Annotated in this window: 17 protein-coding genes; 8 read left to right on the top strand and 9 right to left on the bottom strand. The window is 52.9% G+C overall.

Translation table 11 applies throughout. The features are described 5' to 3' along the window. Positions 1-70: 70 nt before the first annotated feature. The 4 genes from HP566_RS01130 to HP566_RS01115 all read left to right on the top strand — a co-directional run bounded on the left by HP566_RS01130 (position 71) and on the right by HP566_RS01115 (position 3,758). A complete protein-coding gene (locus HP566_RS01130) occupies positions 71-478 on the top strand; it encodes a DUF4019 domain-containing protein (protein WP_249975416.1) in 408 nt (135 codons plus the stop codon). Between the two features lie 218 nt (positions 479-696). Beyond that, complete coding sequence (locus tag HP566_RS01125; protein ID WP_249975415.1) at positions 697-2,058, top strand: NfeD family protein; 1,362 nt, start codon at positions 697-699, stop codon at positions 2,056-2,058. Positions 2,059-2,085: 27 nt separating this feature from the next. Then, positions 2,086-2,874 (top strand): slipin family protein, encoded by a 789-nt coding sequence (locus HP566_RS01120; RefSeq protein ID WP_249975414.1) that lies wholly within the window; start codon positions 2,086-2,088, stop codon positions 2,872-2,874. 53 nt (positions 2,875-2,927) lie between these two features. Further along, entirely contained in the window at positions 2,928-3,758 is an 831-nt protein-coding gene (locus HP566_RS01115; RefSeq protein WP_249975413.1) for an AraC family transcriptional regulator, read from the top strand. Here the strand turns inward: HP566_RS01115 and HP566_RS01110 are convergent. Next, positions 3,747-4,340, bottom strand: coding sequence for a LysE family translocator (locus HP566_RS01110; RefSeq protein WP_249975412.1), 594 nt, complete (start codon positions 4,338-4,340; stop codon positions 3,747-3,749). The genes HP566_RS01115 and HP566_RS01110 overlap by 12 nt on opposite strands. A 163-nt stretch (positions 4,341-4,503) precedes the next feature. Between HP566_RS01110 and HP566_RS01105 the strand changes: the two genes are divergently transcribed. Continuing rightward, on the top strand, positions 4,504-5,358 hold the full coding sequence (locus tag HP566_RS01105) for a bifunctional transcriptional activator/DNA repair enzyme AdaA (RefSeq protein ID WP_249975411.1): 855 nt from the start codon (positions 4,504-4,506) through the stop codon (positions 5,356-5,358). Positions 5,359-5,373: 15 nt separating this feature from the next. Here the strand turns inward: HP566_RS01105 and HP566_RS01100 are convergent, their stop codons facing one another. From HP566_RS01100 to HP566_RS01075, 6 genes are all read right to left on the bottom strand, one after another. After that, positions 5,374-6,204 (bottom strand): phosphodiesterase, encoded by an 831-nt coding sequence (locus HP566_RS01100; RefSeq protein ID WP_249975410.1) that lies wholly within the window; start codon positions 6,202-6,204, stop codon positions 5,374-5,376. Further along, entirely contained in the window at positions 6,197-7,273 is a 1,077-nt protein-coding gene (locus HP566_RS01095) for an ABC transporter ATP-binding protein (protein ID WP_249975409.1), read from the bottom strand. Before HP566_RS01095 ends, HP566_RS01100 begins: the two co-directional genes overlap by 8 nt. Positions 7,274-7,338: 65 nt before the next feature. Beyond that, a complete protein-coding gene (locus HP566_RS01090; protein ID WP_249975408.1) occupies positions 7,339-8,127 on the bottom strand; it encodes an ABC transporter permease in 789 nt (262 codons plus the stop codon). Beyond that, positions 8,124-9,023 (bottom strand): ABC transporter permease, encoded by a 900-nt coding sequence (locus tag HP566_RS01085; RefSeq protein WP_249975407.1) that lies wholly within the window; start codon positions 9,021-9,023, stop codon positions 8,124-8,126. Before HP566_RS01085 ends, HP566_RS01090 begins: the two co-directional genes overlap by 4 nt. A 2-nt stretch (positions 9,024-9,025) precedes the next feature. Continuing rightward, positions 9,026-10,042 (bottom strand): ABC transporter substrate-binding protein, encoded by a 1,017-nt coding sequence (locus tag HP566_RS01080; RefSeq protein ID WP_249975406.1) that lies wholly within the window; start codon positions 10,040-10,042, stop codon positions 9,026-9,028. A gap of 11 nt (positions 10,043-10,053) precedes the next feature. Beyond that, positions 10,054-11,076 (bottom strand): LacI family DNA-binding transcriptional regulator, encoded by a 1,023-nt coding sequence (locus tag HP566_RS01075; RefSeq protein WP_249975405.1) that lies wholly within the window; start codon positions 11,074-11,076, stop codon positions 10,054-10,056. A gap of 290 nt (positions 11,077-11,366) precedes the next feature. Here HP566_RS01075 and HP566_RS01070 point away from each other — a divergent pair, with 290 nt between their 5' ends. Beyond that, entirely contained in the window at positions 11,367-12,809 is a 1,443-nt protein-coding gene (locus tag HP566_RS01070; protein WP_249975404.1) for a cobyric acid synthase, read from the top strand. Between the two features lie 111 nt (positions 12,810-12,920). On the opposite strand, the gene HP566_RS01065 is transcribed toward HP566_RS01070, so the two are convergent. Continuing rightward, complete coding sequence (locus HP566_RS01065; protein WP_249975403.1) at positions 12,921-13,310, bottom strand: RidA family protein; 390 nt, start codon at positions 13,308-13,310, stop codon at positions 12,921-12,923. A gap of 300 nt (positions 13,311-13,610) precedes the next feature. Between HP566_RS01065 and HP566_RS01060 the strand changes: the two genes are divergently transcribed. Together HP566_RS01060 and HP566_RS01055 are read left to right on the top strand one after the other, a co-directional pair. Further along, positions 13,611-14,171, top strand: coding sequence for a hypothetical protein (locus HP566_RS01060; protein ID WP_249975402.1), 561 nt, complete (start codon positions 13,611-13,613; stop codon positions 14,169-14,171). Positions 14,172-14,291: 120 nt separating this feature from the next. After that, positions 14,292-14,819 (top strand): cytochrome b, encoded by a 528-nt coding sequence (locus HP566_RS01055; RefSeq protein WP_249975401.1) that lies wholly within the window; start codon positions 14,292-14,294, stop codon positions 14,817-14,819. Positions 14,820-14,930: 111 nt separating this feature from the next. Here HP566_RS01055 and HP566_RS01050 read toward each other — a convergent pair whose 3' ends face one another. Further along, positions 14,931-16,109, bottom strand: coding sequence for a vWA domain-containing protein (locus HP566_RS01050; protein WP_249975400.1), 1,179 nt, complete (start codon positions 16,107-16,109; stop codon positions 14,931-14,933). Between the last annotated feature and the right edge of the window lie 3 nt (positions 16,110-16,112).

Below are 16,112 nucleotides of genomic sequence, written 5' to 3'. Positions count from 1 at the left end.
AAGAAATTTACCTATCTTCCGATAGTTACTTAAGATGTACGATTACTCCTGACTGCCATAAGAGCCTGCCATGCCCAAACCACTTATTCTTCTGCTTGCCGTCACCCTGCTGATGTTTTCCACTCACGTTAAGGCCTCGGTTCAGGCTGCGGAAGCGGCGGCGCTGGCGTGGCTGGAAGCAATTGATAACGGTGAATATGAGCAAGCCTGGGAAGCCTCATCACCACTTCTACAACGGCCGCTTTCGCCATCCATGCTAAGGCGTACCATTGCATTGGCACGCCAGGAACTCGGCCCGGTACAGTCGCGGCAGCGAGTAAGCGTCAACCGCCAGCGATCCATGCCGGGCGCGCCAGATGGTGATTATATTGTGTTCACTTTTCATACTCGCTTTGAAAATAAGGCGCGCGCCATCGAAACCATCACTCCCCACTTTGAAGCAGGTACGTGGCGCGTCAGCGGCTACTACGTGCAGTAGTATATGCAAATTTATAAAGAGTTAGACAGGCAGGGGTATTGCTTTGCTAAAAGGGTACGGCGATAGCCAGTTGTCCATTCTTTGTACAAAATATAAGAGTTGTGAAACAAGATGGCGCTATGATGGTCTCTATTAACAAGAGTGGAATAGGGGGCGTGGCGATGTTTGCCAAAGTGAGCTAGACAGTGACATGAAGGCGCAAAGCGCGGGGAGTCGTTATGAAAGCTCTTGCCCACAAATACTGTTGGCTTTGGATATTCATTGTTGGTGTCTTCATGGCCGCTCTTTCGTTCACTTGGCAAGCGTTGGCGCAGAGTAGTGCTGGAAACGTGGTAGTACTAAGCGTTGAGGGCGCCATTGGCCCAGCAACTAAGGATTATTTTGAACGAGGGTTGCGTCATGCTCGTGACCAGGATAGTGAGCTGGTTATTGTTGAACTAAATACGCCGGGTGGGTTGGTAGATACGACGCGTGACATGGTTCAAACCATGCTGAATGCCGATATACCCGTGGTTATATATGTGTCGCCCAGTGGAGCAAGGGCGGCAAGCGCAGGCACCTACCTGCTATACGGCAGCCATGTGGCTGCCATGGCACCTTCGACACATTTGGGCTCTGCAACGCCCATCCAAATGGGAGGAGGCGGACTGACGAACAGAGATGCTGAAGAGAGCGAGGAAGCTACCGATAGGCCGGGCCGTGAAGGCAGTGCCATGGAACGTAAAGTGATGGAAGATGCGGTGAGTTTTATTCGCAGCTTGGCTGAGCGCCACGGCCGTAACGCTGATTGGGCTGAAGAGGCGGTTCGAGATGCCGTAAATCTCACTGCTAGCCGTGCATTGGAGCAAAACGTGATCAATGTAGTGGCGCGCGACATTAATGATCTGCTGGTGCAAATAGACGGCATGGCGGTTGTGATGGAGCGCGGTGAGTACATGCTTGCAACAGCAGATCTTACTATTGAACGCTTCGAGCCTGATTGGCGAACCCAACTGCTATCGCTGATTACCAACCCCAATATTGCCTATTTCTTAATGATTATTGGCGTTTACGGGATAATTTTCGAACTTTCCAGTCCTGGGAGTCTGTTCCCTGGCACTATTGGAGTCATTTGTCTGCTACTGGCGCTTTTTGCCTTCCAGGTATTGCCCATCAATTATGCGGGACTGGCACTCGTGTTGGTAGGGCTAGCGTTAATGGTGGGAGAAGCACTACTACCTAGTTTTGGCATATTAGGAGGGGGTGGCATTGTCGCCTTTGTACTTGGTTCGGTGATGCTAATGGACGCAGAATACCTGGCTATATCGCTACCACTCATTGGCGGAGTGGCGTTGGTGTCAGGCTGCTTAATGTTGTGGACATTGACACGCTTTTCAGCGCTGCGCAGGCGCCCCATACATAGTGGTGCAGAACAGCTGATTGGTGCAGAGGCAATTGCATTAGAAGACTTCCACACCCAGGGCCATGTTCGCCTGCATGGTGAGCGCTGGAACGCGGTGTGTGATGTGCCTGTTAAGCGGGGTGATGCCTTAAAGGTAGTGCGACTTGATGGGTTAACTGTGCATGTGCTCCCCGAGTAACGAAAAACCAACTGCTAGAGGTGTGCCATGATGCTGTCATATTTTGTCCCTGTCGTGTTGGTAGTGATGCTATTCGCTGCCTCTATTCGCATTTTGCCTGAGTATAAGCGTGGGGTAGTGTTTTTCCTTGGACGGTTTCAGATGGTGAAAGGGCCGGGGCTTGTGATCGTGATTCCTGGGATTCAGAAGATGGAAGTGGTGGATTTACGAGTCATCACTATGGATGTGCCGGAACAAGATGTGATTTCTCAGGATAACGTGACGGTTAAAGTGAATGCGGTACTTTACTTCCGTGTGGTAGACCCTGAAAAGGCGATTATTCAGGTGGAGAACTTTACACAAGCAACCAGCCAGCTGGCGCAAACCACCTTGCGTTCAGTGTTAGGTAAGCATGACCTGGATGAAATGCTTTCCGAGCGAGACAAGCTTAATGATGACATTCAAGAAATTATCGATACCCAGACCGAGGCATGGGGAATCAAGGTCGCGAATGTTGAAATTAAGCACGTTGATTTAGACGAGAGCATGATCCGGGCCATCGCGCGTCAAGCGGAAGCTGAACGTGAACGCCGTGCCAAGGTTATTCACGCAGAGGGTGAGCTTCAGGCTTCGAGAAAGCTGGTTGAAGCAGCGAATGTGATGCAGGAAAACTCTGCCGCACTGCAGCTGCGTTATCTGCAAACTATGAGTGATATGAGCAATAAGAATGCTTCGACCATTGTTTTTCCGCTACCAATCGACATTATGGAAGCTTTCAGAGATATGAAAGCTGGACATATACCGCCCACACCAGACACCGACAAACCTGAAGAGTGATCTTTCAATTAAAATGTTTGTATGCTCATCTTATTTAAGAGTGTTCTAGTGTCATGACTGCTTTCACTAAACCTATTTTTTGGCGTGATGCGCGTATGCCTTACGTGGAGCTACGCAAAATTAGTGATGCTCGGCACGTGAGCTATGCGCCCCATAGCCATATGCAGTGGTCGTTTGGGACAGTAACCGCAGGGCGCAGCACGTTTTTCTATCGCGATACTGCTTACCAGGTCCGTGCTGGTGATTTGGTTATGATGAACCCTTATTGGGTGCATGCATGTAATCCCATTGAGAAGCAGCCCTGGGCTTATATGATGCTCTATATCGATGCCCAGTGGATAAGCGCGTTACGCTATCGGCTCGGGCTGCTGGATACGCCTGATTGGCAGGATATCGCTACCGCCGTTATGACTCAGCCGGGCCTTTTTGCCCAGTATTGTGACTTGGCAACCTGTTTGTTGGATAAACAGCAAGAGATCACGAACAAGCAACAGGCGCTTATTAAGTATCTATCCCGTGTTATGGAGTGGCTAGCTAACGAGACCTCTACGGAGCGCCCTCATACACCAGACCTATTAGAGCAAGTTGCTACTTATTTACGTGCGAATTGCGCTGCCGATATTTCGCTTCAAAGCCTTTGCCTGCAAACTGGATATAGCGCTGGCCACCTTATTCGTGCCTTCAAACAGCATTTTGGGTTAACACCCCATGCCTATCTAATTAATCAAAGAATCCTACAGGGGCAGATGGCACTGAAACAAGGACACTCTATCGTTGAGGCAGCCTTAAACGCAGGTTTTAATGATCAGCCTCATTTTCAAAGAACGTTTAAGCGGCTGGTGGCGGCGACACCGAACCAGTACCGTTACCCACTACTCAAATAACAGAAACAGCGCGCTTGCAGATAGGCAAACAGCCAACGTGCGGTTAATGCTAAGCAGGATGAGTGGGCGGTGAATATAACGTTTGAGAAATACACCTGCGTATACCCAACTGGCCAGTGACAACCAACAAATAGGCAAGTAGAGAGCGGCAAATAACCATAGCAGGTGGGGCTCATTGCCGCTGGTGTAAGCGCCAATGCCAGCGGCAGACGCCAGCCACGCTTTAGGGTTTAACCACTGCATCATGGCACCCGTCATAAACCCTGGCGGTTTACTGGCGCTCGGGCCATGAATAGAACCGTCATGGCGAAAGAGTTGATAACTTAAATAGAGTAGGAACAGTATACCTGCCCAGCGTAATGCGTCTTCCAGTATCGGGATTACCAGTAGCAGTGAATAAAGCCCCGCCCCGATTGCCAGGAAAAGTGCCAGAAACCCCAATGTCGCACCAGTCACAAAGATAAGCCCTTTCGCGATAGGGTAGTGGGTGCCACTACTCAGGCAGACAATGTTGACTGGGCCCGGGGAAATAGACGCGGCCAGTGCAAATGCAGACATCGGTAACAGCAGAGAAACGCTCATTATCATCCTCCTGAACAGAGTCGGCAGTATGGAATGACGTGTAAAAAGTGTATTGAACAAAATTGAGATGCTGCGTTGTTGCGCAAGATTCGGGTAGGCCAGATAGTGTTGGCTGGTTAAGCTGAAGCTATTCATTGCCCTGAGTAGCCATGAGAACTGATGTATGAATGATTACGCCCGTATCGAAAAAGCGATGGCCTACATGGTGGCCAATGCCTCTAGCCAGCCACGTTTGGAAGCGGTGGCGGCGCAGGTGCATTTAAGCGCATACCATTTTCAGCGATTGTTTTGCCGTTACGCCGGGGTTAGCCCCAAGCGTTTCTTACAGGCGTTAACCATTGAGCGGGGCAAACAGCTGATAGCCTCCTCTCAGACACTGACGGACACCACCGATGCCCTTGGGTTGAGTAGTGGTTCACGGCTTTACGACCACTTTGTGCAGCTTGAAGCCGTCACTCCAGGGGAGTATCAACGCCAGGGGGAGGGTGTTGATATTGCCTATGGCGTTCACTCTACGCCTTTCGGTGATCTGCTAGTGGCGGTTACGCCCAGGGGCATTTGCCGGATGGGGTTTATCGCAGCGACTGATGAGCAGGAAATCCTGGCACTACTGGCAAAGGAGTGGCCGCGAAGCACGCTGCGTCATCAGTCGGAGGCAACCCGCTTTGCGGTGGATGCACTGTTTGAAAGGCCTCTGGCAAGATCAAAACCCACCACCTTATCGCTGCATGTCACCGGCACCAATTTCCAGGTGGCTGTGTGGCGAGCCTTATTGACAATCCCAGAGGGTCAGCTAGCCAGCTACTCCCATATCGCCCAGGTGTTGGGAACCCCGAAATCTTCTCGTGCGGTGGGTAACGCTGTGGGCGCTAACCCGATTGCATTATGGATTCCCTGCCATCGGGTCATTCAGCAAAGCGGCGCGTTAGGTGGCTACCGTTGGGGAGTTGATAAGAAGCGGATGGTGCAAGCCTGGGAGGTGGCGCAGATTGAAGCCGAGTGCCTGACGGCTTCATGACGGCCACCTGCTGCCTTAATCAATTAACCCATTGGTGTCAAAGAACGGAAAGGGGCCTGGGTAGTGTTTGATAAACCCCTGGTGAGTCACCATGCCGTTAATTGATGACCACTGGTGCAGGAGGTAACCGGGGGGCTCAAGCTGAAAGCTGGAAGGACCGTTGGGGGTTAGGTCCAGGCTGACCTGATGGGAAAGGCCGGGGCAACTGATGGCCAGGGTGCCCCCAACGCAGGCCTGTATGGTTCGGTGAAGGTGTCCACAAATAACCCGCTCGACCTGGGAATGTCTGGTCAGCACCTCGGCCAGGCGGTGGGCTTCCCTTAAAGGCTGTCGATCCATATGGTCAATGCCACTGACAAACGGGTGATGATGCAGCATGACCAAGGTGGGCAGATCAGGCCTGGTTACCAGGGTGGCATCCAACCAGTCCAGGCTTGCTTGGCTTAGCTCACCATGAGGGGCGCCAGGTACTGATGAATCCAGCCCAATAATACGCACCGGAAAGTCATCCACTACCCATTGCACCACCTCGGCGTGCTGGAAGAGATAGCGGTGTTCGGGAAAAGAGGCTCGCAAATGGTCGCGATTGTCATGATTGCCCGGTATCAGATAGACAGGGAGGCGCAGATCCTCCAGTAAACGTTTGAATGTCACGTATTCCTGGGGCTGGCCGAAGTCAACCAGATCACCGCTGATCAGCACCAGGTCCGGCTGTGGTGATAATTGATTAAGCGTGCTGACTGCTTGACGCAGAGCATTTGCTGTATCGACGCGCCGATAGGAGAGTCGGCCATCGGCTTTAATGTGGGGGTCGCTGATGTGTGCGATCAGGCATTGCTCAGCCATGTGTCTGCTCCTGATAACTGACGGTCGCTGAACGCTCGGGATGAAAAAGCATATTCGACGGCAGCGATAAGCCGATGATGGAGCCCGCTGGCCAGTACTGGCGCGATGGCACCACCACTTGCAGAGGTGTCTTTCCGCCGGTGTCGACCATCAGTTGTTGGGTCTGGCCAAGAAAAGTGCTCTGTATGACGGAACCTTGCACTTGGGCGTGGGGCAACGCTACTACTAGAACATCTTCTGGGCGGCAGTAAATATGGCTCATACCCTTTAGATGGGGAGCATCCAGTTCGCCTCCGTGGACCGCAAATCGCCCCGATGTGCCAGGTCCGGTCACTTCCAGACAATTGACTGCACCGATAAAGTCTGCGACGAAGACGTTGGCAGGCTGGTGATAAATCTCCTTGGGTGTGCCTAATTGTACGATGCGCCCAGCCTGCATAACCGCAACACGGTCTCCCAATGCCATGGCTTCATCCTGGTCGTGGGTGACGTAAACAGCAGTAATGCCCAACTCGCGCAGCAATTGACCAATTTCCAGCCGCAGCCGGTGGCGTAGTTTGGCATCCAGAGCGGCCAGCGGTTCATCGAAAAGCAGCACTTTGGGGCGCACCGCGATGGCTCGGGCCAGGGCTACGCGCTGTTTCTGTCCTCCTGACAGTGCTTCGATACGTCGGCCGCCCAACCCCTCCAGGTCAACCATGCGCATCACATCGATAAGCCGTTGTTCAATCTCGGTACGCGGCAGGCGCTGTAGCTTGAGGCCGTAAGCGATATTTTCGGCAACACTCATGTTGGGAAACAGGGCATAGTTTTGAAAGACCATGCCAACATTGCGTTGCTCTATGGGTAGAGCCGTTACGTCCCGGTCACCAAACAGAACGCGCCCGCCATAGTCTGGGGTTTCAAGGCCGCTGATGATGCGTAACGTGGTGGTTTTACCGCAGCCGGAAGGGCCCAGTAAGACGAGGGTTTCGCCTGCATGGATATGCAGGTCGAGAGGATGGAGTGCTGTATTGCCCTTGGTAAATGTTCGGCTGCACTGGGTAAGTGTAATGCTGACTGAATTCATGGAAATCTCGTCATTGGCGCGTTAAAAAATTGACGGGTAAGAAGGTGTCGGGGGGCTTTGGTAGCTCAGCGGGCTGGCCCGGTGAGTCGCCCTGCCCATTGGATGGCGACAAGTAGCGGTACAACCATCAGCAGGAAGATCAATGTATAGGCTGAGCCAATTTCGAGCCGCATGGAGGCGTAGCTGTCGGCGAGCCCCACCGGCAGGGTTTTGGTCATCGGGGTATGCAGCATCCAGGTAATATTGAATTCGCCAATAGACAGGGTGACGACCATCAGCGCACCTGCCAGAATTCCATTGATGCAGTTGGGCACTACCACGGCAAAGAAACGCTGACGGAAATTGGCACCCAGGCTTGCGGCTGCCTCTTCCAGTTGGGGCAGGCGGGCGGTTTGCATAACGGAAAGCACAGCACGAACCATAAAAGGAAGCGTGAACAGCACATGCCCCACAAGAATGAATAACCAACTCCCCCGGAAATCTCGGTAACTGCCGTAGGCAAGTAGTAAGGCCAGAGCGGTGGCGAGGCCTGGTACGGCCACCGGTAGCAATAGCAGCTCTTCAATGGCATTTGCCCAACGGCGGCGGCTGCGCAGTAATCCATAAGCGGCAGGTACGCCGATCAATGTGGTAATGGCCAGGCAGGCAAGTGCCAGTTTGATTGAGAGCCAGATGGTTTCAGCGTAGAGCTGCCACACTTCCTTTACCCATCGCAGGGTTAAGCCGCTTTCCAGACCAATAAAATAGTTATTGGTCAATCCGGCCAATACGGACATGACTACAGGGGTGATCATGAACAGGCACACCAATAGAGTGAAGCCCAGTTGCAAGGCAAATCGGAGTCGATGGCTCATGTGGCTGCTCCCAGGTCGCCGCCCGCTAACTTACGCGCCAGGCTTAAGGCAATCCAGGTAATCACCCCCAATACCACAGATAGCGCGGCTGCCATGGTGAAGTTGGCGTAATTGGTGAATTCGCCGTAGATATTGAGGGGCAGAATGCTAAGACGCGTGCCCAGGGTAAAAGCGGTACCAAATGCCCCCATGCTGGTGGCGAAGCAGATGGCTCCGGTAGACAGGAGGGCGGGTGCAATACCCGGTACGATCACATCCTTGGTTACCTGCCATGTATTGGCGCCCAGAGAGCGGGCCGCCTCTTCAATACTTCTGTCCAGATTGTCACATGCGGCCATTACTGTGGTGATCACGCGGGGGATGGAAAAGTAGAGATAGCCGATAAACAGTCCGACCAGTGAATAGGCAAACATCCAGCGTTCGCCGAATAGTGTGAGACTTAATTGTGCCAGTGCACCTTGACGCCCTCCCAGCATGATTACCAGAAACCCAACGACGACCCCAGGAAAGGCAAGTGGGAAGGTTAAAATGGAGATCAATACCGCTTTGCCAGGAAAACGGTGTCGGGCCAGAAAAAAGCCGGTGATGCCTGCGATAACGACAGCCGTCACTGAAACAGCCACTGAAAGGCTGACGGTGGTCGCCAGGCTGATCAGATACTGGCGGTGGGTAAGGATTGTGAGGTATGCACTGATTCCACTGCTGCGATCTGCTTCGGCCCCAAGCAAAATCAGACGGGAGAAAGGTAGTAGCCAGAAAGCAAAAAAGATGGCTAGTGTGGGTGCTAGCGCTAAGGCGGCTATGTGTTGCTGTCTCCGCGCTGGCGCTAACGGGTTAGCTTTATGGCTTAGTCGTGAAACGGCAGCCCCTAAGGGCTGCCTGGATAACACTGGCATGGTTAACGTACCTCCGACAGGTACCGCTCTGAAAAACGTCGTTGAGCACTGGCCATGGTGTCGTAGTCCACGGTGACGGCACGGGCGTAATCGCTTTCAGGTAGAAAGACGCTGCGCGCTTCGGCTGAAATGGCGCTTTCGCGTACGGGCCGCAGATAGGCGTCGGCCCACACCGCCTGCCCCTGGTCGGATAAAACAAAGTCAAGCACTTGGCGGCCATTTTCGGGATTGGGGCCATCCTTGACCAAACTCATGACGTAGGGCACAACCACGCTACCCTCTTCGGGGATAGCGAATTCAACGTTGGCACCATCGCTATGGCGTGCTCGGTACGCATTAAAGTCATAATCCAGTAGGATCGGAATTTCACCAGAGAGGAGGCGGGCGTAGCTGGTTTGCTTGGGCACAATGGGATCATTGGCAGCGAGCCGGTTGAAGTAGTCGATCGCCGGTGTGAAGTCTTCGAGATCACCGCCCATCGCAAGGTTTACCGCGACCGCGCTGACATAACCAACGAATGCGCTGGCCGGGTCGAGGTATCCCACCATGCCTCGGTACTCTGGTTTCAGCAGATCTTCCCAGGAAGTGGGTACAGGGGCACCATCCAAGGCATCAACGTTGACCATAAAGCCAAGGGTGCCGGAGTGAATGGCAAACCAGTTCCCTTCGGGATCTTTTAGGCCATCTGGTATCTCCTCCCAGTATTGCGGCTGGTAGGGGGTGATGACTCCTTCTTCCTGGGCCTGAATACCAAATGTCACTCCGTAATACACGACATCTGCAACCGGACTGCTCGCTTCTGCGACCAACTGTGCCAGCGACTGCCCTGAGTTCTTGTTGTCTTGAGGTACGCGAATGCCGGTTTGTTGTTCGATAAGGCGCAGTTGAGTACCCCAGTCTGCCCACTCTGGCGGACAGTTGTAGCAAATGGCATTCGCGCTACCTTGTGCCATGGCACTGCTTGATAAACCTACAAGGGTGGTTGCCAACAGTGCGTGATATAGGCGCTGACGTTTCATGCTCGTTTCCTCTATGGTGTGATGGACAGGGACGGAGTGATGGCTGGAGCGCCGACACTTTCACCACTACGCAAAACGTGTGGCAGGGGGGCCGGGTTTGGCATTTCCCCATTGATCATGGAAAGCAGGGTATGAATGGCCGCCTGCCCAATAGCGGCACGGGGCTGTTCAATGGTGCAAAGGGAGGGGTAGAGATGACGACCTAAGGCAATGCCATCAAACCCCATAACGGATAAGTCGTTGGGAACTGCGAAGCCTGCCCGCTGAAGCTCACCGATCAGGCTGATAGCAAGCAAGTCGTTGGTGCAGATTACGGCACTTGGATGGTATTCCCCCTCCAGTTCGGGGGTCAGGCAGGCCAGGTTGGCTTGGGTGTGGCGCGGCATTTCCACTAAAGGACGAGGAATCAGGTCATGGGCTGCCATGGCCTGGCAATAGCCGGCATAACGCTGACGAGCACGGTCTGACTGAAGAAGAGGGCCTGCCACCATACTGATCCGCGTGTGTCCCTGCTCAATCAGGTGATGTGTTGCATCAGCACCTGCTGCGAGATTGTCTACGCCGATGGAGGGAAAGCCACTTTGTCCAGGTGGGTTATATACCAGCAGGCAGGGGGGGTGTTCATATAGGAGCTTGTTAAGCACCGCACTGTTATCTGCATCAGCAACAGTGAGTACCAGTCCGTCAACACGCTGCCGAAGCATTTCCTCAACAATCTCACTTTCCTGACTGGCATCGTACTCACTGGTGGTAACAATAAGGGAGTAGCCCGAAGCTCTAGCGGTCACTTCCATGGCTTGCAGCTGCTCGGCAAACACTGGGTTATCCAGGCTGGGCACCATGACGCCAATCATCTGTGTAGACTGTGAACGCAGCTGTTGAGCGACTTTGTTCGGTCTAAAGGAGAGCTGTTCAGCTGCTTTCAGCACCTTTTCCCGGGTCAGGGCGCGAACAAGTTCAGGGTTTGAAAATGCTCTTGCTGCCGTTGCTCGTGACACACCTGCCAGCTTGGCTACGCTAAGTAAATCTGCCATATGCCTGCCTATCCTGTTGTAATGAGATCGATCTCATTCGACAGATATCAGCCTAGGCCCGTGATATGACAGAGGAGTGGCACTAATGTGTATTTTTGACGTGACTTACATGACAGTAAGGTACAAGGCGCTGGGCTAATGCTAATGCCCAAAGACTGACCAGCCAGCACGCTGGACGAATATTTTCTATACCGGTGCGCCCAGGAGGAACACTCATGGGGCAAGGGGCCTGTGTTGCACACCCCGCCAGTGCCCGATAAAGTTCAGCTTTTTTAGCAGAGCAACCACAGATGGCCACATTGATGATTCAAGGCACCACCTCGGATGCGGGTAAAAGCACCGTGGTGGCAGGGCTTTGCCGTGTATTGAAACGCCGTGGTATAGCGGTGGCCCCGTTCAAACCACAGAATATGGCGCTGAATAGCGCGGTCACCAGCGATGGTGGTGAGATCGGTCGCTCGACGGCGTTACAGGCTCAGGCGGCTGGCGTTGTTCCCCATAGCGATATGAATCCCGTGTTGTTAAAGCCTGAAACTGACCGTGGTGCCCAAGTCATCTTGCGTGGCAAGGTCCATGGCCATATGGATGCCCTGGATTATCATGCTTTTAAGCGTACCGCCAAAGAGAGCGTAATGGCAGCGTGGCAGGCACTGGAAAGCCGCTTCGATGTGATGATTGCGGAAGGCGCAGGCAGCCCCGCTGAGATTAATCTGCGCAAAGGCGATATCGCCAATATGGGCTTTGCCGAAGCTGTTGACTGCCCGGTACTGCTGGTGGGGGATATTGACCGCGGCGGTGTGTTTGCTCAGTTGGTAGGTACGCTGGCGCTGTTAAGTGAAAGCGAACAGGCGCGTACGAAAGGATTCATCATTAATCGCTTTCGTGGCGATATTGCGCTGCTGAACCCAGGACTTGAGTGGCTGGAAGCGCGTACTGCCAAGCCAGTGCTGGGGACGCTTCCGTATCTGCAGGGGTTACTGCTGGATGCCGAAGACAGCATTGGCTTAACCCACGCCCAAAAAGAAGCACAGACCCTTAAAGTGGTGGTTCCGGCACTGCCCCGCATCAGTAATCATACAGATTTCGACCCACTGCGCCTGCATCCGCAGGTAACGCTCACCTTTATTGGCCCTGGCAGTCCCATCCCTCCGGCGGATGTGATTATTCTGCCCGGCAGTAAGAGCACCGCCAGTGACTTGGCTTGGTTGAAACGCCAGGGCTGGGAAGAGGGCATTAACCGCCATTTACGTTATGGCGGAAAGGTATTGGGTATTTGCGGTGGTTTTCAAATGCTGGGGGAGTGGGTGGATGACCCGGAGGGGCTTGAAGGTAAACCCGGCAAAATAGCGGGGCTTGGGTTGTTGCCGCTCACCACTCGTATGGTCTCTGGCAAACAGTTGCGTAATGTTAGCGGTGTAATGGTTCCAGATGGAACCCAGGTTATCGGCTATGAAATTCATAACGGCGTTAGTGAGGGCGCTGCCCTAAGCCAACCACTATTTAATTTAGGTTCTCACCAGGATGGCGCAGTCAGTGGCGATGGCCGCGTGATGGGTACCTACCTGCATGGGCTGTTTGACCACCCTGATGCCTGCCACTCGCTGCTAACCCGGCTAGGATTAACAGAAGCGGCCACGGTTGATTATCGCGCCCACCGCGAACGCGAAATCGATCGCCTGGCAGATACATTAGAAGCACATATGGATATTGATGCGGTTATGAAGCTACTTTAAAAAGCGATATAAAGCGTTGTCATCACACGCCTGTATTCGCACTCCACGCCTACGTTATCTGTGATAGGAGTATTAGACTCTACCTGAGCGATGAGCGATGAGCGATGTGCTTTAAGAACGCTGGCACTTAGCCATTAGCGTAATCTCAATATTACTGCCACCACACAGGTTGGGTGATTCTGTGCAGGTTCGGGCGGGATAGCGGCCATGCTCGAAAAACTCTGCATATACACTGTCTACTTTATTAATATCCTGCAGATTGGTCAGGTGTATATCCACCCGAACCACATCGGCAAGACTACTGCCTTCCTGCTCCAACATCCGCTCAAGCTCGCGCATAATCCAACGTGTCTCTTCGCATATATCACCACGCACGGAATCACCATTGGAAAGATCCGCAACGGTCAGGCCTGAAATAAACGCATAGTGACCGTCGACGACCATATGGCTTCCTGGGAAGCTAGGCTTGGGAAGAGTCGGGTCGTTGATAAACTGAGTCATGTGCGTTCCTTGGCAATAGAATTTATTATTAGTTTAGACTCTAATTAATCAGTGTTGTTCATTGTTAACTAACCGGACAGCTGTTCGCCAGAACGTCGAGCAGGAATCTGGCGTGTGGTATGTATTGGTTGGCTGGAGTCGGACTGATTTTCTGCTTTGACAGGTTTGAGCACAGATGGCCCAGCAAAACACTGCACGGGTTAGTGCGAAATCGACCGGTTAGACTGGTGTCATCACGAACTATGCTCTACGCTGGCGAGCGTTTAAGGCTCGCCAGTTTTGGCGCAACGAGAGAGCGTAATGAAGGTAGTGCATATTAGTCAGAGTGCCCCGCGCGACGCGTGTTTGGCAAAATTATGTGCCGAAGTATATGGGCAGCAGGCGGGGTTAACGCCGCTGGTGGTGTTTACCGGCACCCAAAACGTTTTGTTTGGACAAGAGGCCGCACGTCTGTTGGCGGGTGTGGATGGTAATGGCAAGCCCCTGGCGTTAGCGTTGCTGGTGTTGGATGAAGCTGGGCAGGGGATGACCGTAACTCACGCTTGCGAATTTATTGAGGGAGCCAAAGCGCGTCTAATACACGAGTTAAGCCTGAAAGCACCGTTGCGTTTGGAAGTCAATAACGCCCAGGATGAAGCGTTTTACCAGCAGTGTGGCATTAAGCGTTGGTTTAACGGAGCAGGTAACTGGCGTATTGGCTTGGCTGCACGTCATCCTGCTAAGAGTATCGACGAGCTGTCACCAACAGTCGTGCTAGACGATAACTTGATTCTCCGCCGTTTTAAACATGATCCCAAAGCATTCACTGAAGCGAAAGAGGCGTTTATATTAGGCCTGAATAACTTTCCTGAGTCTCTCTAGTATACCAGGAACGCGGCGTTCCTTTTTTGGCAACTAAATTGCACTCTGTTGTCATGATGTTATTAATGTGCCCCGATATAATAGTGTCATTGCTTACCAATTATGATGAGGAGAAAGTGTATGGCATTAGCAATGATGGATACCAAAACGCAGTACGGTATTGTCAGCCGTGTACTTCACTGGGGAATGGCACTACTGTTTGCATGGCAGTTTAGTGGTGCGGTTTTCAGAGTGTTTTTTGAAGATACGGCTCTGGAGGCCTTCCTTTGGGGAACGCATCGAACGGTGGGTGTCATATTAATGGCCTTGATTCTGCTGCGTGTGGTATGGGCGCTGTTTAGTGCGTCTCGCCGCCCTGAGTCTGTGGGGGTCATGGCTAAACTGGGCCACATTGCACTATATGCACTGATGTTGGCTGTACCCGGCATTGCCCTTATTCGCCAATATGGTTCAGGGCGGGCGCTGGATGTTTTCGGTGTTAATCTCATGTCGGGGGGCGGCGAGCGTGTCGACTGGATGGTTAATCTGGGGGGGCTGCTGCACGGTGAGCTTGGTTGGGCGTTGCTGGCGCTCATTGCGGGTCATATCATCATGGCTTTTGTACATAGAAGATCGCCCAGCCAGGATGTGTTGTCGCGGATGGTGTAAGCACCGGTTAGTGGTTTAATTAGTGGTTTAAATCGTACCCAAAAAAGGCGGCCCGCTTTTCTATTCTATGCGGGCCGCCTTTTCAATGATGATTATCGATTTCCGTGTAAGCTACTTGGCCAGTTGGCGCATAGCGGTTTCTAATCCTTCCATGGTCATGGGGTACATGCGGTCCGCGATGATTTCCTTAATCAACTGGGTTGAGTATGTGTACTCCCAGGAGCGAGGGGGCATGGGGTTGAGCCATGCCAAGTGGGGAAACGCCTCAGCCAGCCTCTTAAGCCATACACCGCCGGGCTCATCATTGAAGTGTTCAACGCTACCACCAGAGTGGGTGATCTCGTAAGGTGACATGGCGGCATCGCCAACGATCACCACTTGGTAATCTGCTCCGTAGGTGTGCAACACTTCCATCGTCGGTATACGTTCGCTGCCACGCCGTGCATTGTTGCGCCATACGCCTTCATAAAGGCAGTTGTGAAAGTAGTAGTGTTCCAGGTGCTTAAACTCCGAGCGGGCGGCGGAGAATAGCTCTTCGCAGATGCGAATGTGGTCATCCATTGACCCACCTACATCCAGAAATAGCAATATTTTCACAGCGTTATGGCGCTCAGGGCGCATTTGAATATTGAGCAGCCCCGCATTTTTTGCAGTTTCACGAATGGTGCTACCGACATCGAACTCTTCGGCAGCGCCTTGGCGAGCAAACTTGCGCAGGCGGCGTAACGCCATTTTGATATTACGGGTGCCAAGCTCCAGGTTATCGTCATAATCACGAAAGCGCCGTTCGTCCCATACCTTCACCGCACGACGATGGCGTGATCCCTCCTGCCCGATGCGAATGCCCTCCGGGTTATAGCCGTAGGCGCCAAATGGGCTGGTGCCTCCTGTCCCCACCCATTTGTTGCCCCCCGCGTGGCGTTTCTGCTGCTCTTGCAAACGCTTTTTGAAGGTGTCGATCAACTGCTCAAGGCCGCCTAACGATTTGATCTGGGCTTTCTCTTCATCGGAGAGTTGTTTTTCAAACTCACGGCGTAACCAGTCCTCTGGTATCAAGGCTTCAATGGCAGCATCCATGTCTTCAATCCCTGTGACCCAGGCGGCAAAGGCCTGGTCGAAGCGGTCAAAGTAGCGTTCGTCTTTCACCATCACAGTACGTGCCACCTGATAGAATGCTTCCATATCGGCAAATACCACGCCCCGCTCCACGGCAGCATGTAGATCCAGCAGTTCACGCAGGGAAACGGGGACACCTGCCCGTTTCAGAGTTTCAAACAGGCCAATAAACATGGT

Origin of the sequence: Vreelandella olivaria, from assembly GCF_023507745.1 — a bacterium.
Classification (GTDB): Bacteria; Pseudomonadota; Gammaproteobacteria; order Pseudomonadales; family Halomonadaceae; genus Vreelandella; species Vreelandella olivaria_A.
The sequence above is the reverse complement of the archived record's forward strand: the minus strand, read 5'-3'. Positions and strand labels throughout refer to the sequence as shown.